We start from the raw sequence: 20,266 nt of genomic DNA, 5'->3' as shown, positions 1-20,266 counted from the left end.
CGGTGGTCGCCGATGCGACTCGGAGGGGATCGCCCGGGTAGCCCCCTCAGCCGAAACGGTCAGGCGGCGAGTTTCTCGAGCGCGGGCACGACGGACGCGGGCTCGGGCATACCGGCGATCTCGGCCGCCACCTCTCGGGCCGCGGCTCGCAGCCCCGGGTCGGTGACGAGGCGGGTCAGGTCGTCGGCGGTGATGGCGCTCGCCTCGACGGCCAGGCCGGCGCCGCGGGCGGCGAGCAGCTCGGCGTTGTGGCGGCGGTCGCCCGCGCCCGGCGTGGTCAGCTGGGGCACGCCGGCGGCCAGGCCACCGAGCACGCTGCCCGCGCCGGAATGGTGTACGAAGCCGGCCGCGTACGGGAGCAGCTCGTTGAGGGGAACGCGTCCGGTTGTGCGCACGTTGGGCGGCAGCGCACCGGTCTTGGCCGGGCGGACGAGCACGAACTCGGCGTCGACCCGGGCTGCCGCCGCCAATACCGCGGGTCCGGGGTCGCCGTCGTTGGGGCCGTCCAAGGTGCTGCGGCTGACCAGGACGCGAGGCCTGTCGCCGGCGGTGAGCAGCCAGCCGGGGATCTCGCCACCGCCCGAGAACGGCTCGGGCCGCATGAGCCGGGCGCCCTCGACAGGGGTGCGGAGGCTGGGCGGCGTGACGGCCAGGGTCAATGCCGCCGGGGGAACCGTCGGATCGGCCAGGGACGAGCTGCCGATGACCGCGCGATAGAGCTCGTCGGCCGGCCACAAGGTGTTCTCCTGCAGGACGGAGGGGATGCCGAGGCGCCCGGCCACGACCGCGCCGGCCTCGGTCAGCGACTCGAAGACGATCAGGTGGGGGCGTTCCCGCTCGGCCAGGGCCTGCAGCGGGCCGAGCAGCGCCCGGTTGGCCCTTCCGAACAGCTCGCCGACGAAACCGTGGCCGGCGCGGCCCTGCATCTCGGCGCGGGCAAGCCGGGGATGGCGCAGGGCCACGCGGATGGCGCTGCGGGGCAGGCTGAAACCGCCGCCGATGTCCTCTGTGCGCAGTCCCCGCACGTCGGCGGGGAAATGGCCACTGGCCAGGATCACCTCGTGCCCGGCGTCGCGGCAGGCCGCGGCCAGGGGAATGAGCGGCAGCAGATGTCCTTGCAACGGTGCGGCGGCGAAGAGGATGCGCATGAGTCGTTCTACCATCAGCGAGCTGGGACTAGGCTGTGCGGCCGTGACCCGCATCGTGCACCTGGACGCCGAGGTGTTCCGCGCGCTGGCCGACGGTGACCTGGCCACCGCCGACCGGCTGGGTCCGGTGCCCGCGTCCGAGTGGCTGGCCGGCCCGGAAAACCGTGGTGTGTGGCGGATGCGGCTCGATCAGGCCCACGACGAACCGGGCAGCGAGGCCTGGACGACCGGGTACGTCTGGGATTCCGTACGGGGGAAGGCTGTTGGTCGTGCCGGTTTTCACGGCCCGCCCGACCAGGACGGCATGGTCGAGATCGGCTACGCCGTCGATCCCGCCTTCCGCCGCCGGGGTTACGCGCGCGCGGCCCTCGAGGCGCTGCTCGACCGGGCCAGGAGCGAGCCCACCGTACGCCGGGTCCGCGTCAGCATCCGCCCCGACAACCTCGCCTCGCTCAACCTGGCGCTGCCGTACGGATTCGAGAAGGTCGGCGAGCAGTGGGACGACGAGGACGGCCTCGAGATCGTCTACGAACTAAGCGTCTCGCCCTAGCTGGGCGATCGCGGCCGTCAGCACGTCGGCGGGCAGCTCGTGGGCCGTCTCGCCGGCGCGTGGGTCGCGGGCGTGCAGCACGTGCATCATCGGCGACTGCGGGCTGCTCAGGTCGACCAGGGTCGCGGACGCGCCGCGTACGGCCCGCTCTGTTCCCGGGATGGCTGTGAGGTCGATCCGGGTGATCACACCGGGGGTAACCCACACCGGGACCGATTCGAGCAGGCCGAACAGTTGCAGGTGGTAATGACCGGTCAGGATTAGCCGGACGTCGCTGCCGCGGATCGCCTCGGCCAGGGCGTCCGGGTTGAGCAGTCCGAGCGCGCGCTGCACCTCGACGCCGGGCAGCGCGATCGGCGGGTGGTGGAAGGCGAGCACCGTGCCGTTCGGAGCCGGCGTCGCCAGGGTGTCGCGCAGCCACGCGAGCTGGTCGTCGCCGAGCCACCCGTACGCCTTTCCGGGCACCAGCGTGTCGAGCGTGATCACGCGGTGGCCGTCGAGGTCAGTCGCCGCGACCAGGTCGTCGCCGAGAACCGCCGCGAAGGCCTTGCGCTCGTCGTGGTTGCCCGTGGTGTACAGCGCCGGAATGCCACGCGCGGCCGCGAACCCGCCGACCAGGGCGCGCACGTCCTCGTACGCCTCGGGGCTGCCGTCGTCGGCCACGTCCCCGGTGACCAGCACGGCGCCGAGACCGGTGAGGTGCTCGCAGTCGGCCAGCATGCGGCGCAGCGACTCGCGCGAGTCGATGCCGTCGGCGTTGGGGCCGGGCGCGGCGGTGAGATGGGTGTCCGACAGGTGCAGGATCCTCATCGGACGACGCTATCGAGGATCCCGCACCGGCGATCGGTCCACCGCGGGACCTGTGGCCTGCTTACCGGTTGAGCTTCGTGCGCCAGTCGGACGGCACCGCGCCGGCCGGGCCCGGAACGGGCTGCTCCTCGGGGCGGCTCGTGGCCGGGGCAAGCTGGGGACCGTTCCCGGCTTCCTCGGTCGAGAAGTCCCAATACCAGTCCTCGCCGGGCTCGAACGACTGGATGACCGGGTGGCCGGTCTCGCGCCAGTGGGCGGTGGCGTGCTGCGCCGGTGAGGTGTCGCAGCAGCCGATGTGCCCGCACTGGGCGCAGCGCCGCAGGTGGAACCACCATCCGCCGTTGTCGAGGCACTCGACGCAGCCGGTGCCGGAAGGGGGTACGTCGGGCTGGATCGCTTCGCTCGTCACGCGACGAAACCTACCCCACCGCGTCGGTCACGTCCGCGAACCTCCCGCCGAGAGCGTTCACCGCCTCGTCCGCGGGCACCTGCAACCCGACGCCGTGCTCCCCCGCCCCCAGGTTGATCGTCCGTCCCTCCGTACGGGAATCGGCGATGACCGGCCAGGGACGAGCCGAGCCGAACGGGGTGATGGTGCCGCGCTCGTAGCCGGTGGCTGCCTTGGCGGTGGCCGCGTCGGGCATCGAGAGCCGGTTGACGCCGAGCAGCGCGCGCAGTTTGGGCCAGGAGATCGAGCGGTCACCGGGAACCAGCACGAACACGTAGTCGTCGTCGGCGCGCCGCACCACCAGGGTCTTCACCAGGTCGCGGATCTCGACGCCCTGGGCCTCGGCCGCCTCGGCGACGCTGCTCACCGGGCCGTGGCGGAGCATCTTGGGCTGCAGGCCGAGGGCGAGGGCGGCGGCTTCGGCGGGATTGGTCATGTGATCAAAAATAGCGTCAGGCCACACCCGTACGGGGTGTGGCCTGGCATCAAGAGAAATCAGTCGTCGTCGCCGCCGCGGTCGCGGTCGCCGCCACGGTGGTCGTCCCGGTCACGATCCCGGTCCCGGTGGTCCCGGTCGCGCCAGTCCCAATCCTTCTCCGCGGTCAGCTCCCAGTCGCCGCGGTGACGACCCCAGCGAACGAATTCGCAGTCGTAGTCGTCCCACCGGTCACGACGTTCGCCGACCCGGCCGACCAGCTCGCATTCACGCCGCGAGTCGAAATAACCGACGGTCCATTCCCGGTCGCGACGGGGCTGATCAGCCGTCGTCGTGGCCGTGCGGGCAGCCGGGTCTGGTGCGGATGTCGACGCCATGGCCGGAGCGGCCCCGAGCGTCGCGCCCGTCATCAGGCTCAGTCCGACGAGTGTCAGAATCCGCGTTGCCGCTTTCATGGTTCACCCTTCCTCGAGCCGATTTGTGCCCCCTCAGACCATCACGGCCGCTCGCCCGATATGCGGCAACAGCGGCCTTTGGGCCGTTCGGTGGAGGGAGGGTGGGATATCCGTCCGGAAATCCGTGGCGAGGCTGACGTCAAGCTCGCGATATGCGCCATGCGCACCGGGAATGGTGGTGTACGAGAGCGGATTGATCCCAGAGCAGGCTCAAGAAACCGAGGAGTTGTCATGTCGAACCGGCCCGAACTCGTACCCGGCCCCGATCACCCCATCACCATCACGCCGAGCACCGCGCACATCGTGGTCAAGGCCGGGGGCAAGGTCGTCGCCGACACCCACAGCGCGCTGACGCTGCAGGAGTCGAACTACCCGGCCGTGCCGTACATCCCGATGGGCGACGTCGACCAGTCGCTGCTCGAGCGCACCGAGACGACCACCTACTGCCCGTACAAGGGCGACGCGACCTACTACTCGATCACGACCGGCGGGGACAAGGCCGTCGACGCCATCTGGGTCTACGAGAACCCGCGCGAGGCCGTGGCCGAGATCAAGGACCATGTGGCGTTCTACCCCGACCGGGTCGACTCGATCGAAGTCACAGCCTGACCATAGGGAACACACAGCCCGGCGCGGCAGCGTGAGACGGGTGCGTAGACGAACACTGCTGCTCGGACTGTCGGCGGCCGCGGCCGGAGGACTCGCGGTGAAGGCGGGTCAGGCCTCGGCCGCCGAGCGGACCGTGCTGTCGTCGGTGAAAAGCTCCACGCTGGCGGCACGCCCGGTTTCCCCGTACGTGCCGGGGGCCGGCCGGGCTCCCGCCGTGGTCAGGACGGTCGCGCGCCACGACTTCTCGTTCGCGCGCGACGGGCGGGCGCTGCCGACCCGCGTCTGGTATCCGGCCGGCCCCGGCCCCTACCCCGTCGTGCTTTTCAGCCACGGCCTGCGCTCCCGGCCCGACGACTATGCGGCCTTGCTGGTCAGCTGGGCCCTGGCCGGTTTCGTGGTGGCGGCGCCGACCTATCCGCACACCTCGCTCGGCACCTCCCGTTTCAACGCGTACGACCTGGTCAACCAGCCCGAGGACGCGTCCGAGGTGCTCACCCGGATCGTCGATCGGAACACCTCCGGCGGCGGCCCGTTGCGCGGACGGCTCGACCCGGGCAGGCTGGCCGCGGCCGGGCATTCGGGCGGCGGCATCACCACGGCCGGCCTGTTCAGCGCTCACCGCGACCAGCGGTTGTCGGCCGGCGTCCTGATCGCCGGAACGGACTTTCTCGGTACGCCGTTCACCGGGCCCGCCGCGGCCATGCTGCTCGTGCACGGCCGCGAGGACAAGACCGTCCGGTACGCCGCCGCGCGTACCGTCTATGAGGCGGTTCCCTGGTCCCGGGCGATGCTGTCGGTCACCCGGGGCGGCCACCAGACCAGCGATGCCGCGTTCCCGGCGGTCAGCGCGACCACGACGGCGTTCCTGCGGTGGAGCTTCTACGGCGGCCGCCCGGCGCTGGAACCGGCCGCGGCTCAGGGCTCGTTGGCGACGCTCGACAACGAGCTGGCCTTGAGCGCCGGGTCGATCTCGTAGGGCGTGTACAGCGAGATCCGGTCGACCAGGCCGCTGAACCGCTCGCGCAGGCCGGCTCCCCCGGTCACGGCGAACGTTTCGAGCACCTCGTCGCTGATCAGCGCGGTCATCTCGCCCCAGGCCTGCCGGCGCGACAGCAGGTTGAGCTGGTCGGCCAGCTCGCCCCAGCCGTGCATGTCGAGCACCGCGCGATATGCGGGCGTGGAGGCATAGAAGGCGATCTGGCCCTTGACCGCCTGCTCGGCCCGCGACCGCGCGGCCTCGTCCTCCCCCAGCACGACCATCGCCGACAGGCAGACCGAGAAGTCGTCGAGGCTGCCGCCGCGGGCCTCACGCAACGTCGGGAGGGTCCTTTCCCGCAGGTAAGCCGCGCTGGTCAGCGGGTGCACGAGAAGACCGTCGGCGACGCGTCCGGCGGTCCGGGTCATGCGCTCCCCCACCGCCGCGACCAGCACAGGCGGGTTCCCGTACGGGTTGGGACCGGGGTTGAAGAAATCGGTCATCAGCGTGTGCCGGTAGAACTCGCCCCGGAACGAGAGCCGCTCGCCGCCCCACGCGTTCCAGACGGCCCGCACCGCGCGCACGAACTCCTCCATGCGGGCGGCGGGCTGGCCCCACGGCATCGCGAAACGGCGTTCGATGTGCGCCTGGACCTGCGAGCCCAGACCGAGCTGGAAGCGGCCCTCGCTGATCAGCTGCAGGTCGTTGGCCAGGACGGCCACGTTCATCGGGTTGCGCGCGAACGCGACCGCGATGGCCGACTGCAGCGTGATGCGTTGGGTGGCCCGGGCGGCCAGGGTGAGCGCGGTGAACACGTCGTGCTTGGTCTCGGCCGCACCGAACCCGTCGTACCCGTCCTTCTCCGCGGCCACCGCGGCTGACTCGACCTGGATCGGCGTGGCCGCGACATCGGCGGCGAAGTCCACGAGCATGTCTCAGCTATAGCACTTGCTGCCGGATCCACTTCACGCACGCCCGGTCGACCGGGCCGAACGGGACGCCGTACGCCTCCCGGGCGGCCTGGTCGAGCTCGTTGTCCTGGGTCAGCACCAGCCGTACGAACGTGAAGAGCCGCTTGTCGCCGTACTTCTTGGCCATGCAGTCGACCGCGAGGTGGCTCAGCCCGTAGAACGCGTCGCCCGCTCGCCCGTCGGCGTCCGGGCTCGGCTGGGCCGGAATCATCGACGTCGCCTTCTTGCGGTTGAGCGCCCAGCGGACACTGAACCGGCGCAGCGACTTCGCCGCGTTCATCGGTGACCAGCCGATGTACTCGGCGATGCCCTCGCTCAGCCACGTGTCCTCGGCGGCGTCGGCCCGGTAGGCGCCCGACAGCGTCACGACGTGGCCGAGCTCATGCTGCAGCGCCACCCGCAGCATGACCGGGTTGTCCTCGAGCTCCTTCATCCGCAGCATGACGTCGATGCCGTACATGTTGAGCGGAATGGCCAGACCGATCGCCCAGTCGTCCTCCTGGCCGCCGTACCAGGAACGCCACTGCGGCTCGCCGGCCAGATAGATCCGATAGCGGGACTGCTGCGTGCCGGCCAGCGCCGCAAACCGGTCGTCGGTCTTCGCCGCGGCCTCGGCCAGGGGCAGCACCCGGGTCAGATAGCGGCGCTGCGCCGGCGCGGCGAACAGCGTGACCCGGGAGCCGCGCAGCGCCACCAGTTCGCCGTTCTCCCAGGGCGCGGGCCGGCGCGGGTCCTCACTGGGCCCCGCCGCAGCGGCACTGATCACGTACCGCCCGGCCCGCTTGCGCATGGTGAGGCGCTGCTCGATGTGCGGCGGCCCCTGCCAGTCGTTGCCGGCCTGCTCCCGGCACATGTCGGTGCCCAGGCAGTAGAAGACTTCGGACCGGAAGGTGACAGCCGTGGCGTCGCCCTTGACCGGGTGCGCGACCCCCGTCTCGTACTCGAAGCGGGTCACCTCGAGCGCCCGCAGCGAGCGGAACATGTTGCGGTAGCGCGTCCGCAGCGGGGCGTCGACCGCGGCCAGCCACCCCGGCTCGTCCCCGTTGACCAGGGCCTTGGCGTGCTCGTTGAGCGCCTGCTCGAAGGCCGCGCCCGCCTCTTCCCCGCTCGGCGCCTGCGCCGTGCCCCCACCGGCACCCGCGGCGATCGCCACCCGGGGCCGCTCCGGCCGCGAGACCACCAGCCCCACCGCGAGCAGGAGAACGCCCACAACAAGCGTGGCGGTGAAAGCGCGGCGCATCGGCGTCCCGTCTCGTCAAAGGGTGAGAGGGCATCCAACCAAACAGACCACGGTGGAATCCATCCCCCTGACGACAATCCCTCACCGGCGCAACTTGATCACTCTCCGCTAGCGCCCCGGGATGGCTTTCGCCTTTACTGCCTGCTGAAGAAGGGCAGACCGACCACACGCACGGTCCAGCGCCGGTTGCCCTGCGTGCCGGCACACGAGTCCTGAACCGCGACGCCACTCTCGATCTGCAGGCATTTCCCCGTACGGGCATTGACGACCTTGGCAGTGTCCCCGGTCGAGTCACGGAGATCCCAGCGCCGCGACGGATCCGCGGCGCACGGCGCCAGACCGGCCCGCGCCCCCGCTGTCGCCGTGCCCCCGGGCATGCTCAGGCAGCGGTTGGCCTTGACGTTGAGGATCTCGAAGGTCCCGGCGACGCCAACCGGCCGGAAACGCCACCGGTACGGGTCGGAGGTCGCACACGGAAGCTCGGTGAGCCCAGCGGTCAGGCACCACTTGCTGGCCGCGTTGATCAGCTGAAAGTCGAGCCCGACCAGATCGATGGGGTTGGCCGCCCGCCCAGTGACTTTGCCGCCCGGCGTATCACTGCCCAGCGCCCGTACGCCGCCAGCCGGCGCATCCAGCACGTCACTGCCGGGCGCCCGTTGGTCGTCAGCCGGAGCCTCGAGGACGACGCCCCCACCCGACCTCCTCAACAAGGCACCGCCGCCAAACGGGAGACCGGCTGCCCGGCCCACGGACTGCAGGCCCAGAACCCCGCTGCCGCCGATGGTGCCGGCGGCCGCCGCAGGGGCAACCCTCTCCTCCAGCGGCGGGGAAGCCTGAGCGGGCGCCATGGGCGCAAGCAGAGCCGGAAGGGCTGCGGTCACGAGGGCAGTGAAGTAGGCGGAGCTACGAAGCATGGCCGCCACCCTATCCGATTTGTCGCTAATGGGCGCATAAGGGTGATGCCGGTGCGTCCCGGCTCGCCGGACTCCGCCACCAGAACCCGGCCGCATGTGAACCCCGCCTCGCAAGACCGCGCGATGCGTGGACCGGCCCGTGCAGACCCGCCCGCGCACACCCCCGCCTCACGTGGACCAGGCCGGCGCGCGAACCGGCCCGTGCAAACCCGCCCGCGCACACCCCCGCCTCACGTGGACCAGGCCGGCGCGCGAACCGGCCCGTACAGACCCGCCCGCGCGCACCCTCGCCTCGCGTGGACCGGGCCGATGCGTGCACCGGGCCGCGCGCAGACCCGCCTCCCTTGGACAGGGCCGCGCACAGACCTGGCCCGGCACAGGCCCGGCCCGGCACAAGCCCGGCCCGGTGCAAGCCCAGCGGCGCGCGAAGCCGGGCCCCGCGCGAGGCCGCCCCACGAAGACCCAATCCCGCGCAGACCCGGCCCCGCGTGGGTGAGCAGCGCAGAGGAGTTGGCGTTACTGAGCGGTCAGCGGTCGAGCAACGCCCTCAGCTCCTTGGTCACCACGTCGGGGGCCTCCTCGGCCATGAAGTGGCCGCACGTCACGGGAACGTGTCGCAGGTCGGGAGCCCACGCTTGCCACAGGGCGGCCGCGTCGAAGCCCAGCTGCGCACCCCAGTCCTGTTGGAGAACGGTCACCGGCATGGAAAGGGTGCGGCCGGCGGCGCGGTCCTCGCGGTCGTGTTCGAGGTCGATGCCCGCCGAGGCCCGGTAGTCGGCCACGATCGAAGGGACCGCGGCCCGGCAGGCGTCCAGGTACTGCGCGCGGATGCCGGGCGGGATCGCGGCCGGGTCGCGGACCCACAGGTCCAGGAAGTAGCCGAAGAAGTCGTCGGCCGAGGCGGCGATCATGCGCTCGGGCAGGCCGGGCGGCTGCGCCATCAGGTACAGGTGGAAACCGACCGCCGCGGACTCGCCGCGCATGACGTTCCACATGTCCAGGGTCGGCAGCACGTCGAGCGAGGCCAGATGCGTGACGTGCGAGGGATGGTCGAGTCCCGCGCGGATGGCGACCAGAGCGCCCCGGTCATGACCGGCCAGCGCGAACCGCTCATGCCCCAGAGCCTGCGCGAGACGAACGATGTCGCGCGCCATCGTGCGCTTCGAGTAGTCGCCGGCCGGCTTGTCGCTGGCGCCGTAACCGCGCAAGTCCGGGCAGATCACGGTGTGATTGGCGGCCAGGTCGGCGGCCACGTGACGCCACATCAGGTGCGTCTGCGGAAAACCGTGCAGCAGGACGATCGGATCGCCGGAACCGCGCACCTCCACGAACAGTTCGACGTCGTCATCCACGCGCACTCTGTGCTGTTCAACCCTGTCGCTGTGCTGTTCAACAATGTCGCCGTGCTCTTGAACCATGTAACTGTGCTTTTCAACCCTGTCACTGCGCTGCTCAACCATGTGACGAGCATGCGTTGAGCGAATGAGCAACCGATGAGCGTTACGGTTGCGCGGTGACGGTCGGTTTCGGGGTGCTGGGCCCGGTCACGGCCTGGACCGAGCAGGGACAGCCGATCCCGCTCAAGGGCCCTCGCCACCGCGCCGTGCTGGCCCGCCTGATCATCGCCCGGGGCCGGGTCGTTCCGGTCGGCTACCTGGTCGACGACCTGTGGCCGGTCCCGCCCGACGGGGCCGTCTCCGCCGTACGGACTTTCGTCGCCGCCCTGCGCCGGGCGCTCGAGCCCGACCGCCCGCCCCGCACTCCCCCGGCCCTGCTGCTCACCGAGGGCCCCGGCTATGCCTTGCGCGCAACGAACGTCGACTCGTGGCGCTTCGAGCAGTTGATGCACGTGAACGCGCAAGAAGCGCTCAACCTGTGGCGCGGCCCCGCCTACGCCGACTTCGCGACCGAGCCGTGGGCCCACGCCGAACGCTCACGTCTGACCGAACTGCGCCTGCGCACAGTCGAACTGCTCGCCCATGAGCGCCTCGCGCAGTCCCGCTACGCCGAAGCAATCGCCGACTTGGACGCGCACGTCATCGAGCACCCGTGGCGCGAAGAAGCCTGGCGCTTACTGGCGCTGGCGCTCTACCGGGACGACCGCCAGGGCGACGCCCTCGCCGTGCTACGCAGCGCCCGCGAAAAGCTCGTGACCCAGCTCGGCCTGGACCCCGGCCCCGCCCTGTCCCAGCTGGAAACCGACATCCTCCGCCGGGCTAACCATCTCGACCAGCCAGCCCCCGACCACAAACGAACAACAAACGCTCACTCTGCCGAACATGGCGAGGTGCACGGATATGGCGGCCCTCAAACGGGCGGGCGCGCGGGTGGTCGCGACGACACGCGTGATTCGACGGAGAGTGCGGAGCTGGGGGTGACGGCGGACGGGACGACCCGGTCAACGACAGACCACCTGCCGGCCCCGACGGAGAACGCGGGACTGGCAGCGACGGCGCACGGGACAACACGATCGACGACAGACCACGAGTCGGCATCCACCGAGAGCGCGGGGCCGAGAGCAACGGCGGACGGGACAACCCGGTCAACGACAGACCACGAGTCGGCATCCACCGAGAGCGCGGGGCCGAGAGCAACGGCGGACGGGACAACCCGGTCAACGACAGACCACTTGTCGGCTTCGGCGAAGAGTGCGGGACTGGAAACGGCAGCGGACGGGACAACCCGGTCAACGACAGGCCACCAGCCGGCCCCGACGGAGAACGCGGGACTGGGAACGACTGCGGGCGGGACGACCCGGTCGACGGCAGGCCACCTGCGGGCCTTGGCGCAGAGTGCGGGGCCGGGAACGGTGGCGGGCGGGGCGGGGCGGTTGACGGCGGGTCATGTGTGGGCTTCGGCGGCGGCTGACTATGACCGGATCGTGGGGGCGGGGGCTCGGGCGCGGCTGGAGTCGACGGTGGGGCTGCTTCGCAATCTGGCCGTCACCGGGGGCGGTGGGCTGGAGGCAGCGCGGCGGCATCGGATGGCGGCCATCGCTGCGGCCGAGGAACTCGGGGACTTTGCGCTCACCGCTCGCGTGATCGGGGCCTATGACGTGCCGGCCATTTGGACGCGTTCGGACGATCCCGCGCAAGCGGCGCTCGTCGTGGCGGCGGCCGGACGGGCACTGCGCGGTCAGTCGGGGGCGGCCCGCGCGCGGCTTCTGGCCACGATTGCGCTGGAGAGCCGGGGCGGCGGGGACGCGTACGGGAGGGAAAGCGCGCAAGAAGCGGTCACGATCGCGCGGGAAGTGGACGATCCGGGGCTGCTCGCTTTTGCACTCAACGGACAGTTCATGCAGAGCTGTTACCGGTGCGGGCTGGCGCCGGAACGGGACACGATCGGTGCCGAGCTGGTTGGCCTGGCCGGGCGGAACGGGCTGACCACGTACGAGGTGCTGGGTCGTCTGATCCGGATGCAGGCTCGCTCGGCGGTGGGCGATTTCGACGGTGCGGACGAGCATGCGCGTGCGGCCGACCGGCTGGCCGAGCAGCATGAGATTCCGCTCGTGGCCGTGTTCACCGGCTGGTACCGCGCGATGCGCAACCCGTCGGAAGCGGCTTACCGTGCGGCCGCGGCCCGCCTCGAGGGCGCCGGGATGCCGGGCCTGGAGGACGGGCTGCTGCCGCTGGCCCTGTTGTGCCTGGACCAGCCGGTCGACGAGGACTTCGGCCCGTACGAGCCGTGGGCCCGTCCGCTCCTTCTGCTGGCCGGCGGCGATCGGGCCGCGGCGCGGGACGCCCTGCGAGCAGTGCCCGAACCGCCGGCCGATCTGCTGTCCGAAGCAATGTGGGCACTTGTTGCGCGCGCCGCGCAACAAGTGAACGACCGTCCAATGCTCGAACGTGCACGATCAGCCCTCAAACCTGCAGCGGGTCAGATCGCCGGCGCCGGCAGTGGCGTGCTCACTGCCGGCCCCGTCGACGACTACCTCTAACCCTCGGCCCCGGGCCCGGTTCCGGTGTAGAACGCGTACGTCCGCTCACCGGCATCGCGCGCGGCGGTCGGGTCGGTGCCCGCGGCGATCGACGCCTGCACCCACAGGTCGCTGGACTGACGCAGGAACGACTGGCCCTCCGGCGTCTCGTGCCAGGTCGCCATCACTGCCGGGTCGATGGCCGAGGACGGGTCGGCGAGGTGGCCGGCCAGGCCGAGGAGTGCCATGTCCCAGCCCACGCCGGTCGCGCCCGGGCCGAACTGGTCCCACCATTCGTCGGCCACGTGCGCCACGTGCTCGAGCTCGAACCGGGTGCCGTCGCCGTCGGGGGTCAGGCGCACCTCGATCCAGCTCACCTGGCCGGCGTATTCCCACGTGGCCGCGTACGAGCGGGGCTTGTCGCATTGGGTGATCGTGCCGCTCGCGTTTCCGGGAATCTGGAAGTGGCCGCCTTCCTTGAGCTCACCCTCGATCGGCATGAACCAGCGGGCGATGCGCTCGCCGCTGGTCACCGCCTCCCACAGATCGTCGATGTCGGTCGGGTAGACCTGGCTGATCGTGGAGACGCGGGCCTCGCCCGCCTCGAGCGCGCGGCTGCCCAGCTCGCGGCGGACCTGGCTGATCTGAGTGTCGACGTCAATCATCGGTTCTTCCTTCGTCTGCGAGTCGTCGCTGCCTTTTGCCGCGGGCCACCTCGGTGGTCAAGGCGGCCAGGTGAGGAGCCCAGAAGCGCCGGAACCGTCCAAGCCAGGCGTCCGCCTCGCGCAGCGCGGTGTCGTCGACCGCATAGAGCCGGCGGGCCCCGTGCGGGCGCACGGTTGCGAAGCCGTTGTCCCGCAACACCCTGAGGTGCTGCGACACGGCCGGCTGCGAGATCCCGAATTGGTCCCGGATCACCCCGGTGATGGCCCCGGAGCTTTGCTCACCCTCGGCGAGCAGTTCCAGGATCCTTCGCCGTACGGGATCCCCGAGTACATCGAACGCGTGCACGAGCCGTACGTTATCAGGCACTGCTTATATAAGCTAGATCTAATGTCGGTGGTTCCGCCGATGCGTCGTTCACCTTCGTGCGGCATGCTGGCGTGAAGGCCAGGAAGGGAGAACCAGGGTGCCGGACGTACGGGCCAACGGGATCGATGTGCGCTACGAGACGGTGGGGAGCCCGGATGATCCGGCCATGCTCCTGGTCATGGGGCTGGGGGCTCACCTCACCGACTGGCCCGCCGACTTCTGCGCACAGCTGGCCGCACGCGGCTTCTACCTGGTGCTCTTCGACAATCGGGACGCCGGGCTGTCGACCGCCTTCGACGACCTCGGCATGCCCGACCCGGCCGCCATCATGTCGGGCGACAAGGCCACGGTTCCGTACCTGCTCAGCGACATGGCCGCGGACGCCGAGGGGCTGCTCAAGGCGCTCGGCATCGCACGGGCGCACGTGGTCGGGGCCTCGATGGGCGGCATGGTGGCCCAGCAGCTGACGATCGACCACCCCGACCTGGTGGCCTCGCTCTGCTCCATCATGTCCACGACCGGTGACCGTACGGTGGGACACCCGACCCCGGAAGCGGCGGCCGCCCTCATGCGCCCGCCCGCCACCACGCGCGAGGAGATCCTGGCCGGCGCGGTCGCGGCGTCCCGGGTGATCGGCTCCCCGGCCTACCCAGCCTCGGAGGAGTGGCTGCAGCAGCGCGCGGCGGCCAAGTTCGACCGCAGCTTCCGCCCGCAGGGCACGCAACGTCAGTACGCCGCGATCATCGCCTCCCCCGACCGCACGGCCGCGCTGGCTTCGGTGAACGTCCCGACCGTCGTCATCCACGGCGAGGCCGACCCGCTGGTCGGCGTCAGCGGCGGCCGGGCCACGGCGGCCGCCATCCCCGGGGCCGAACTGCTGGTCATCCCCGGCATGGGCCACGACCTGCCGCAGGCCCTGTGGCCCCAGATCATCGACGCCATCGCCACGAACGCGGGCCGAGCCTAGAACCACGGCGGGCTGCCGAGATTGGGCGCCCTCCGCGGCCGATCCGGGGGCGGTCACCAGGCCACGCCCGCGCAGACCTGTGTCGTGCCTCCGCTTGAGCGTTCCGACGAGGGAGCACGTGAGCATTGACCGTCGGCCGGCCCACTTGCGCAGGCGGGCCGACGGTGGGCATTGAACCGAGCGTCGTGTTATCCGCAGGAGCCGACTGACCATCGCCGTCGGCCATTGGCCGGCCCACTCGCTGGAGCCGGTCGGCGGCCACCATCGGCCACTGAGCGATCCAGCTCGCGCAACCCGGTCGGTCGCCACCATCAACCGCCGACCGGCCCACCCACGCGGGCCGGTCGGCGGTTGGGCGTCAGCGGGTCGGTAGGATCAGGACCTGGCCGGGGATGATCCGCCCGGGGGTGGACAGAATGGCCCGGTTGAGCGCGAAGATCTCCGGCCAGCGGTTGCCGTCGCCGAGGGTGGCGGCGGCGATCGCCGTCAAGGTGTCGCCTCGCTTGACTTTGTGCAGGCGCGGGATCGGGCCGACCGGCTGCTTCGCCGGGAGCAGGAGCACCTGGCCCACGTTGATGCGGTCGGGGTCGCGGATCAGCGCCTGGTTGAGCGCGTAGATCTGCGGCCAGCGCTTGGCGTCACCGAGCTTGGCCGCGGCGATCTTGCTGAGCGTGTCGCCCGCCTGCACCTTGTGCGTCTGCGGCTTCTGCGCGCCGGGCAGCACGCCGGCCAGGCGCAGCAGATCGGCCAGTTCGAACGTGCCCGGCTGGGCCGACGGCAGCGACGGCGCCCATCCGGGCTGGGCCAGGATCGAGTCGGGACTACGGCGTACGAGACCCAGCAGCACCTCGGCGACCAGCGTGCTGCCGACCGGTCCGAGACGCGCGCCGTTGTGCACGTGCTTGGCCTCGGCAAGCACGTAATACCAGAGCGGCGTACGGGATCCGAAACCGCCGGCCTGGAGCGCGGCCCGTTGTTCGTTACTGCCCGCGGCGGCCAGAACCTGTTCGTTTGTGAGCGCCGGGACACCGAGGTGCCGGGCGACGGCCTGACCGGTGGGCAGCCGCAGGCGATAACCCCGCAGCAGATTCCGTACGGCCAATCGTGCGGCCAGATCCGGGGTCTCGGTCTCGCCCTGCAGGTTCTTGAGCGCGAACAAGGCCCGGAACTCGTTCTGCTTGAACGCGGCGATGTTCGGGTCGAGCCGGCGGGTCTTCATCACTCCGGCGCCGTCGCCGATGATGTTGTGCCACTGAATGATCCAGTTCTCGGGCAGGGTCGGGCTGCCGCCGACCTCGCCGCTGAGCGCGGTGAACGTGAAAAGCAGTTCGAGCGTGGCCGGGATGCCGCTGGCCGCGTCGAAGTTGGTGTTGAAGTCGTACTCGGCGCGCACCATCGTGTGTCCGAACCGGTAGCCGGCCACCGAGAACTCCAGCGGCATGAACGCCGGTTCGGACAGCGGGTCGAACCACTTGTTGCCGTTGGCCACGATGTCGTCCACGATCGCCGGCTCGGCCAGGCGCTTGAGGAAGTCGTGCACGATGACGTGCTGGTAGTGCTGGCGCAGCACCCGCCGCGCCGCCTCGAACGGCAGCCCCTGAGCGACGAGCGCATTGTGCGCGCGCAGGAACGCCACATGCAGTTGCGCGACGATGAGGTTCTCGTCGTTGCGCGGATCGCCGATCACCGCTGCGCGATCGTGCTCGATATTGCCCGGGCTGGCCGGTTCGCGCGGCAGGTCGTGGAAGTCGTCGCCCTCCGTGCCCGCGGGCCGGGCCAGCGGCGGCTGCGGGTTGTTGAGCAGCGTGACCCGGCCCAGCTGCATCCGGTTGCCGTCCGCCGGGTCGTGCGGGGCGGGCAGGCCGTAGACGCTGTCCAGGTCGAGCGCGGGCGTGCGCTGGTTGAGCAGCGCGTTGCGGATGGCCGCCACGCCCAGCGGCGTCATGTTCGGGTCGAGCAGTTGCTCCATCGTCGCCGAGCCGAACCCCTGCTGAATCTCCAGCGTGATGTCGTGGTCGACGAACTGGGCGAAATACGTGTACGCGGCCGGGATCGGGCTGTCCTCGCCCGCCGCGTCGGCGTCCACCATGGCGCTGCCCAGGCGCTTGAGCAGCTCGGGCGTGTTCGCGTTCTGCGGCAGCAGGTTGGCCTCGTCGTCCTGCAGCCCCGGGAACAGAAAGTCGAACCCCTGGCTGTCCACCCGCCGGACCAGCGCGAACGCCGCCGGGTCGCGGGTGACGGCCTCGGCCAGCCCGGCCTCGGCGACGTCGATGTTCTTCTCGGTGATGGAACGTCCGTGTCCCAGACGTGGCATGGTCACTCCCCCGTGACTTAACGATAGTTCGGGTCACGATAGGTAGTGATCGACGCCATCACAGGCAGGTACCCGACAGCTCGCGAGTCCGCAAAGCGCCACTTCGGGTCGATCTTGGCTGGACTGAGGCGTTGCAAGTTGCACCAATCGGTCAGGTGGGCCGCGCGGAGTTTCGCACGGTTACTCGACTCGGCGAGGTCCGGTTGGCCTTTGGCCGCACCGGGTCCGGACGGTTATGTGCTGCGGCGAGACGGCCCATCTTGGCGCGCGTCAGGTGCCAGACGGTTGCGCGATGCGGTGACGTCCGGCCGGCCCTGGCAGCCCCCGATCCGGGCGGCTACGCGATGCGGCGAGTCGGCCAATCTTGTCGCGCGCCGGATTCCAAACAGTTACGCAACGCGGTGACGTCGCGCTGCCTTGGCCCCGCCATCCGACGGTTACGCGACGCAGTGAGGTCCGCCTGTGTTGCCCCGCCCCGGGGCCTGGACGGTTACGCAATGCGGTGACGCCCGGCTGGCGCCAGGCCCCCAGACAGGTACGCAATGCGGCGGGCATGCGTTGGGCGACCCGCAGGATGACCCGCAGCCCTGTACCTCCTTGCTGCAGGCCGAGCACGTCGGCGTCGGAGTCGGTTCGGCTGTACAGGGGCGTCCCGCGCAAGTCACCGCAGGCGGCGGGTACACGTCGAGCGGTCCGGTGGGCCTGCGGTCTGCGGTCCGGCCGGTCCTATGGTCTGCGGTCCGGCGGGCGACACGGAAGAATCGGGGGCATGTATGTGATCAGGGAACGGTTCTTTTCCATCGGGGACGACTTCGATGTGCTCGATGAGCACGGCACCAAGGTGTTCCACGTTGACGGGAAGGTGCTCAGCGTCCGCAACAAGGTGGTCATCGAGGACCCGTCGGGGCAGGAAGTGGCGACTCTGCACCGGCATCTGGTGTCGCTGCGGCCGACGTACGAGATCCGGATCGGTGGTGAGAAGGCGGCCGAGGTGCGCAAGAAGCTGTTCACGCCGTTCCGGGAGAAGTTCACCATCGACGTGCCGGGGCCCGATGACCTGGAGATGAAGGGTGACCTGCTCGGCCACGAATACGTGATCGAGCGCGGCGGGGAGGAAGTCGCCGTTGTCTCGAAGCGGTGGCTGACCATCCGGGACACGTACGCGGTGCAGGTCGCGGCCGGTGTCCCGGCGCTGCTGATCATCGGGTCGGTGCTCGCGCTGGACCTCGCGCTGGAGCGCGACCAGAAGAAGGGCGACGAGGACTGACGCGCAGCTAGCATGATCATTCAATGGAGCTCTGGGAAGTGTTCGCGCTGCTGGGTGGCGGGCTGGCGGCGGGCACGGTCAACGCCGTCGCCGGCGGTGGATCGCTGATCACGTTTCCGCTGCTGGTCGGGTTGGGGCTGCCGGGGGTGGCGGCCAACGTGAGCAACGCGCTGTCGGTGGCGCCCGGGTATGCGGCCAGCGCCGTGGCCAGCCGGCCCGACCTGGCCGGGCAGGGGCGGCGCATCTGGTCGATCGTGCCGACCATCGTCGTGGGCACGCTCTGCGGCAGTTCGCTGCTGTTGTTCACGCCGCGGTCGGTCTTCGACATCGTGGTGCCGTTCCTGTTGCTGCTCGCGGCCGCGATGATGGCCTTCCAGAACAAGCTGAAGGCGCTGGCCGGGCATCGGGCGGGTGGCGGCTCCACGGCGTACGTGCAAATCTCGGTTTTCCTGTGCGGGGTCTACGGCGGCTATTTCAACGCGGCCATGGGCGTGCTGCTGATCGCCGCGCTGGCGCTGGTGCTGGACGAGCCGCTGCGCCGGATCGGTGCGCTGAAGAACGTATTCTCGGCCGTCGTCGGCGTCACGACCGTGCTCACCTACAGCGTCTTCGGGCCGGTGAACTGGGCCATTGTCGCGGTGCTGGCCCCGGCCACCATCGTCGGCGGCGTCATCGGCGCGCGAATCGCCCGGCGGCTGCCGTCCGAGGTGCTGCGCTGGACGATCGTGGTGTTCGCCCTGGTCGTAGCGGTGATTTTGTTCGTCACCTGAGGGCCGCCGGCGACGATGCCGTCGGGACATACCGGATGCGGGTGTGGGTCAGCTGCTGGGCGGGTGGGGACGCCCGGGCGCGACCAGGTCGGCCAACACCAAGCGGACCTACCGCCAGCACCACCCGGGCCTTCGTCACCCGACCGACGCCGACCGGCTGCAGCCGGAATGCGGGTGAGCGACCAGGTCGGCCAACACCGAGCGGGCCCAGCACCACCCGGGCCTCCGTCACCCCTCCGACTGGAACCGGAACGCGAGTGCAGGTCCAAGGCACCCGACCGGCTGGAGCCGGAAACTCGAGTACGCGCCAAGACGACACCGGACTGGAATGGGGTGCCCGTCCAGGAACGACAGTCGGTAGGTTCAGAACATGGCTTTGTCCGACGCTCTGCGGGAGTTGCTCGCCACGGGACCGATGTGTCACCTCAGCACGATCAATGCCGATGGCAGCCCACAGGTGAGCGTCATCTGGGTCGGCGCCGACGGGGACGGGCTGGTCAGTGCGCATCTGCGGCAACAGGCGAAACTGCGCAACATCGCGCGTGATCCGCGGGTGGTGCTGTCGTTCGACGCGCCGCGCTCTCCCGGGGTTTTCCTCAATCCGTACGCGGTGGTGCGCGCCCACGCCACGATCGAGCCCAGCGACGACGCCTGGGACGTGCTCGACGCGCTGGCCAAGATCTATATGGGCGAGGGGCAGACGTTTCCCGCTCCGAAGGGGCCGGGGTACATCGTTCGGTATCGCGTCGAGAACGTCGGCGGTGTCGGGCCCTGGGCGGATTAGTCCCGCTCGTAACGGTCGATGCCGTGCGACCGAGTCAAGTCCAGGAGGACTCGGCCAGCGCTGACGCGGCGATGAGTGGCCCGCCGCTATCGCGTTGAGAAAGGCGGCGGAGTTGGGGCCTGGGCGAATTTAGTCAGGGTCAGAAGCGCTCGTCCGGCTCGGTGCCCTGCAGCGGAGTCAGGTCCAGGAGGATCCGGCTATCGCTGAGTGCGGTGATTCGCCGACACAGGGCACCACCATCACTACCGCGCCGAGCACACCGCCGAAATCGAACCCTCGGCGAATCAGTCCGGGTCAGAAGCACCCGTACGGATCGGTGCCATCCAGCGGAGTCAGATCCAAGAGGACCCCGCCAGCGCTGAGTGCAGTGATTAGCCGGGACAGGGCACCACCATCATTACCGCGATCGAGTCCTCGGCGAATCAGTCCAGGATCAGAACCGCCAGTACGGATCGGTGCCATCCAGCGGACCCGGATCCAAGAGGACCCGGCCATCGCTGAGCGCGGTGATTCGCCGAAACAGGGCACCACCATCACTACCGCGTCGAGCACACCGCCGGAATCGGGTCCGTAACGCGAACGGTGTTTCTGGCGTTCGGTCAGTAGTTCTCGGCGGCCGGCCAGCGGTCACCGAAAGTGATGGCGAAGGCGTTCAATAC

At 70.3% G+C, this 20,266-nt stretch carries 21 protein-coding genes; 9 read left to right on the top strand and 12 right to left on the bottom strand.

Annotation, left to right across the window (positions count from 1 at the left end; all coding sequences use genetic code 11):
• Nucleotides 1–59: 59 nt before the first annotated feature.
• Nucleotides 60–1,148, bottom strand: coding sequence for a glycosyltransferase (locus ACZ3I4_RS17915; RefSeq protein WP_465383047.1), 1,089 nt, complete (start codon nt 1,146–1,148; stop codon nt 60–62).
• Between ACZ3I4_RS17915 and ACZ3I4_RS17910 the strand changes: the two genes are divergently transcribed.
• The gene (locus ACZ3I4_RS17910; protein WP_465383046.1) at nt 1,147–1,698 is read left to right on the top strand and encodes a GNAT family N-acetyltransferase; all 552 of its coding nucleotides are present in this window, start codon (nt 1,147–1,149) and stop codon (nt 1,696–1,698) included. The genes ACZ3I4_RS17915 and ACZ3I4_RS17910 overlap by 2 nt on opposite strands.
• Here the strand turns inward: ACZ3I4_RS17910 and ACZ3I4_RS17905 are convergent.
• From ACZ3I4_RS17905 to ACZ3I4_RS17890, 4 genes are all read right to left on the bottom strand, one after another.
• On the bottom strand, nt 1,681–2,508 hold the full coding sequence (locus ACZ3I4_RS17905; RefSeq protein ID WP_465383045.1) for a metallophosphoesterase family protein: 828 nt from the start codon (nt 2,506–2,508) through the stop codon (nt 1,681–1,683). The genes ACZ3I4_RS17910 and ACZ3I4_RS17905 overlap by 18 nt on opposite strands.
• A gap of 61 nt (nt 2,509–2,569) precedes the next feature.
• Nucleotides 2,570–2,917, bottom strand: coding sequence for a UBP-type zinc finger domain-containing protein (locus ACZ3I4_RS17900; RefSeq protein WP_465383044.1), 348 nt, complete (start codon nt 2,915–2,917; stop codon nt 2,570–2,572).
• Nucleotides 2,918–2,927: 10 nt separating this feature from the next.
• The gene (locus ACZ3I4_RS17895) at nt 2,928–3,392 is read right to left on the bottom strand and encodes an aminoacyl-tRNA deacylase (RefSeq protein ID WP_465383043.1); all 465 of its coding nucleotides are present in this window, start codon (nt 3,390–3,392) and stop codon (nt 2,928–2,930) included.
• 59 nt (nt 3,393–3,451) lie between these two features.
• Nucleotides 3,452–3,847 carry a hypothetical protein gene (locus tag ACZ3I4_RS17890; protein WP_465383042.1) on the bottom strand — a complete coding sequence of 132 codons (396 nt, stop codon included), beginning with the start codon at nt 3,845–3,847 and terminating at the stop codon, nt 3,452–3,454.
• Between the two features lie 231 nt (nt 3,848–4,078).
• On the opposite strand from ACZ3I4_RS17890, the gene ACZ3I4_RS17885 reads away from it, so the two are divergent.
• Together ACZ3I4_RS17885 and ACZ3I4_RS17880 are read left to right on the top strand one after the other, a co-directional pair.
• A complete protein-coding gene (locus ACZ3I4_RS17885; RefSeq protein WP_465383041.1) occupies nt 4,079–4,456 on the top strand; it encodes a DUF427 domain-containing protein in 378 nt (125 codons plus the stop codon).
• 40 nt (nt 4,457–4,496) lie between these two features.
• Nucleotides 4,497–5,432, top strand: coding sequence for an alpha/beta hydrolase family protein (locus ACZ3I4_RS17880; protein ID WP_465383040.1), 936 nt, complete (start codon nt 4,497–4,499; stop codon nt 5,430–5,432).
• On the opposite strand, the gene ACZ3I4_RS17875 is transcribed toward ACZ3I4_RS17880, so the two are convergent.
• From ACZ3I4_RS17875 to ACZ3I4_RS17860, 4 genes are all read right to left on the bottom strand, one after another.
• Nucleotides 5,372–6,364 carry a TIGR03617 family F420-dependent LLM class oxidoreductase gene (locus ACZ3I4_RS17875; protein WP_465383039.1) on the bottom strand — a complete coding sequence of 331 codons (993 nt, stop codon included), beginning with the start codon at nt 6,362–6,364 and terminating at the stop codon, nt 5,372–5,374. The genes ACZ3I4_RS17880 and ACZ3I4_RS17875 overlap by 61 nt on opposite strands.
• 7 nt (nt 6,365–6,371) lie before the next feature.
• Nucleotides 6,372–7,643, bottom strand: a complete 1,272-nt coding sequence (locus ACZ3I4_RS17870; protein ID WP_465383038.1) for a hypothetical protein — start codon at nt 7,641–7,643, stop codon at nt 6,372–6,374.
• Between the two features lie 134 nt (nt 7,644–7,777).
• Nucleotides 7,778–8,557: an RICIN domain-containing protein gene (locus ACZ3I4_RS17865; RefSeq protein ID WP_465383037.1), complete on the bottom strand. Its 780-nt coding sequence runs from the start codon at nt 8,555–8,557 to the stop codon at nt 7,778–7,780.
• A 527-nt stretch (nt 8,558–9,084) separates the two neighbouring features.
• The gene (locus ACZ3I4_RS17860) at nt 9,085–9,909 is read right to left on the bottom strand and encodes an alpha/beta fold hydrolase (protein ID WP_465383036.1); all 825 of its coding nucleotides are present in this window, start codon (nt 9,907–9,909) and stop codon (nt 9,085–9,087) included.
• A gap of 161 nt (nt 9,910–10,070) precedes the next feature.
• Between ACZ3I4_RS17860 and ACZ3I4_RS17855 the strand changes: the two genes are divergently transcribed.
• The gene (locus ACZ3I4_RS17855; RefSeq protein WP_465383035.1) at nt 10,071–12,494 is read left to right on the top strand and encodes a BTAD domain-containing putative transcriptional regulator; all 2,424 of its coding nucleotides are present in this window, start codon (nt 10,071–10,073) and stop codon (nt 12,492–12,494) included.
• Here the strand turns inward: ACZ3I4_RS17855 and ACZ3I4_RS17850 are convergent.
• Both ACZ3I4_RS17850 and ACZ3I4_RS17845 read right to left on the bottom strand, forming a co-directional pair.
• Complete coding sequence (locus tag ACZ3I4_RS17850) at nt 12,491–13,138, bottom strand: SRPBCC family protein (RefSeq protein ID WP_465383034.1); 648 nt, start codon at nt 13,136–13,138, stop codon at nt 12,491–12,493. The genes ACZ3I4_RS17855 and ACZ3I4_RS17850 overlap by 4 nt on opposite strands.
• A complete protein-coding gene (locus ACZ3I4_RS17845) occupies nt 13,131–13,484 on the bottom strand; it encodes an ArsR/SmtB family transcription factor (RefSeq protein WP_465383033.1) in 354 nt (117 codons plus the stop codon). The genes ACZ3I4_RS17850 and ACZ3I4_RS17845 overlap by 8 nt, the downstream gene beginning before the upstream one ends.
• 118 nt (nt 13,485–13,602) lie before the next feature.
• Between ACZ3I4_RS17845 and ACZ3I4_RS17840 the strand changes: the two genes are divergently transcribed.
• A complete protein-coding gene (locus tag ACZ3I4_RS17840; RefSeq protein ID WP_465383032.1) occupies nt 13,603–14,472 on the top strand; it encodes an alpha/beta fold hydrolase in 870 nt (289 codons plus the stop codon).
• A gap of 358 nt (nt 14,473–14,830) precedes the next feature.
• Here ACZ3I4_RS17840 and ACZ3I4_RS17835 read toward each other — a convergent pair whose 3' ends face one another.
• Nucleotides 14,831–16,786: a LysM peptidoglycan-binding domain-containing protein gene (locus ACZ3I4_RS17835; protein ID WP_465383031.1), complete on the bottom strand. Its 1,956-nt coding sequence runs from the start codon at nt 16,784–16,786 to the stop codon at nt 14,831–14,833.
• Nucleotides 16,787–17,555: 769 nt separating this feature from the next.
• Here ACZ3I4_RS17835 and ACZ3I4_RS17830 point away from each other — a divergent pair.
• The 4 genes from ACZ3I4_RS17830 to ACZ3I4_RS17815 all read left to right on the top strand — a co-directional run bounded on the left by ACZ3I4_RS17830 (nt 17,556) and on the right by ACZ3I4_RS17815 (nt 19,607).
• Nucleotides 17,556–18,053 (top strand): LURP-one-related/scramblase family protein, encoded by a 498-nt coding sequence (locus tag ACZ3I4_RS17830; protein WP_465383030.1) that lies wholly within the window; start codon nt 17,556–17,558, stop codon nt 18,051–18,053.
• Nucleotides 18,054–18,076: 23 nt separating this feature from the next.
• The gene (locus ACZ3I4_RS17825; RefSeq protein WP_465383029.1) at nt 18,077–18,823 is read left to right on the top strand and encodes a sulfite exporter TauE/SafE family protein; all 747 of its coding nucleotides are present in this window, start codon (nt 18,077–18,079) and stop codon (nt 18,821–18,823) included.
• 43 nt (nt 18,824–18,866) lie between these two features.
• On the top strand, nt 18,867–19,001 hold the full coding sequence (locus tag ACZ3I4_RS17820) for a hypothetical protein (protein WP_465383028.1): 135 nt from the start codon (nt 18,867–18,869) through the stop codon (nt 18,999–19,001).
• A gap of 192 nt (nt 19,002–19,193) precedes the next feature.
• Nucleotides 19,194–19,607 carry a PPOX class F420-dependent oxidoreductase gene (locus ACZ3I4_RS17815; RefSeq protein WP_465383027.1) on the top strand — a complete coding sequence of 138 codons (414 nt, stop codon included), beginning with the start codon at nt 19,194–19,196 and terminating at the stop codon, nt 19,605–19,607.
• Nucleotides 19,608–20,266 lie beyond the last annotated feature (659 nt).

It is taken from the genome of Actinoplanes sp. NPDC021490 (genome assembly GCF_055562135.1).
This window is presented reverse-complemented; position numbering and strand designations above follow the sequence as displayed.

Bases quoted from the DNA above. Each gene is read 5' to 3' on its own strand.
- ACZ3I4_RS17835 (WP_465383031.1), bottom strand. From the start codon at position 16,786: ATGCCACGTCTGGGACACGGACGTTCCATCACCGAGAAGAACATCGAC.
- ACZ3I4_RS17815 (WP_465383027.1), top strand. From the start codon at position 19,194: ATGGCTTTGTCCGACGCTCTGCGGGAGTTGCTCGCCACGGGACCGATG.
- ACZ3I4_RS17910 (WP_465383046.1), top strand. From the start codon at position 1,147: ATGAGTCGTTCTACCATCAGCGAGCTGGGACTAGGCTGTGCGGCCGTG.
- ACZ3I4_RS17895 (WP_465383043.1), bottom strand. From the start codon at position 3,392: ATGACCAATCCCGCCGAAGCCGCCGCCCTCGCCCTCGGCCTGCAGCCC.
- ACZ3I4_RS17915 (WP_465383047.1), bottom strand. From the start codon at position 1,148: ATGCGCATCCTCTTCGCCGCCGCACCGTTGCAAGGACATCTGCTGCCG.
- ACZ3I4_RS17865 (WP_465383037.1), bottom strand. From the start codon at position 8,557: ATGCTTCGTAGCTCCGCCTACTTCACTGCCCTCGTGACCGCAGCCCTT.
- ACZ3I4_RS17850 (WP_465383034.1), bottom strand. From the start codon at position 13,138: ATGATTGACGTCGACACTCAGATCAGCCAGGTCCGCCGCGAGCTGGGC.
- ACZ3I4_RS17825 (WP_465383029.1), top strand. From the start codon at position 18,077: ATGGAGCTCTGGGAAGTGTTCGCGCTGCTGGGTGGCGGGCTGGCGGCG.
- ACZ3I4_RS17875 (WP_465383039.1), bottom strand. From the start codon at position 6,364: ATGCTCGTGGACTTCGCCGCCGATGTCGCGGCCACGCCGATCCAGGTC.
- ACZ3I4_RS17905 (WP_465383045.1), bottom strand. From the start codon at position 2,508: ATGAGGATCCTGCACCTGTCGGACACCCATCTCACCGCCGCGCCCGGC.
- ACZ3I4_RS17890 (WP_465383042.1), bottom strand. From the start codon at position 3,847: ATGAAAGCGGCAACGCGGATTCTGACACTCGTCGGACTGAGCCTGATG.
- ACZ3I4_RS17870 (WP_465383038.1), bottom strand. From the start codon at position 7,643: ATGCGCCGCGCTTTCACCGCCACGCTTGTTGTGGGCGTTCTCCTGCTC.
- ACZ3I4_RS17830 (WP_465383030.1), top strand. From the start codon at position 17,556: ATGTATGTGATCAGGGAACGGTTCTTTTCCATCGGGGACGACTTCGAT.
- ACZ3I4_RS17885 (WP_465383041.1), top strand. From the start codon at position 4,079: ATGTCGAACCGGCCCGAACTCGTACCCGGCCCCGATCACCCCATCACC.